This is a genomic window from Psychrobacter sp. 1Y4, assembly GCF_051847555.1.
Genome location: NZ_JBPYDE010000354.1, coordinates 1 through 825, shown reverse-complemented (window position 1 = coordinate 825; position 825 = coordinate 1). Strand labels below are relative to the sequence as shown.

Genomic DNA, 825 nt, shown 5'->3' with positions numbered 1-825 from the left:
CCAGCCAACAGATGATCGTGATGAATGTCTTTGATCATATGAGGTTGGGTCAATACCAGCAAATCGTTATTGCCACGCACATCTTGGTCGATATCAGCAAAACGCTCACCACGATAATCTGCTTCTTCCAATTTATAGGTCTGAATTTGCGTACCCATTGCACCATCTAACATCAAAATGCGTGATGCCATCTGCTCGGTGATACGGGCGCGCGCGGTGAGCTGCTGTTCCTTATAAGGAAAGACAGCAGGCGGTGTTAAGATAAAGTCATCAGCGGATGATGAGTCAGAAGTAGTATCAGAGTGAGAAGCGGTCGGTGAGGTCATCGTTTGAGTCATAGGTGCGCTGCTTATATCGTCAATATTATAAAAGGAAGGAGTAACAAACCAATAGAGTACAAAGTCTTATAAAGGAAATCGTCAAATTTGAATTATTCTAGCATGAAAAATATAGCACACATGGATACTGCCCATTCTACTTTTACCATAGACAAGCAGATACCTATTCACTGAGCTGCTGAACATAGCGTTACATTGTATTTCACAAAGAATATGTGCACAAATGAATATCATTCCGCTTACGGATTACACAAAGCGTTGCTTCTGCAAATGAAAGCCAACGCTTATGCTTAAAAGTTCGACACAGTTTACACCTGTACTACAAAAAGTTGCGTAAAGGCAGGTTGATAAAGGTTTCATACATGTTAATTTGATTTCAGAAGAATTAGGTCTTTGTAAGTTTTGCTTATAAGTCACTTATGGGCAAAAAGTTATTATTGTTCTGTTGGTCTATCTAAATGTTGCTTATCAAAAAGATAAGAATTGG

The 825-nt window shown here is 39.3% G+C and carries 1 protein-coding gene; it reads right to left on the bottom strand.

The features are described 5' to 3' along the window. The coding region (locus ACS8FC_RS16275) for a homocysteine S-methyltransferase family protein (protein ID WP_439297542.1) at positions 1–338 on the bottom strand (338 nt) is incomplete at its 3' end. Between the last annotated feature and the right edge of the window lie 487 nt (positions 339–825).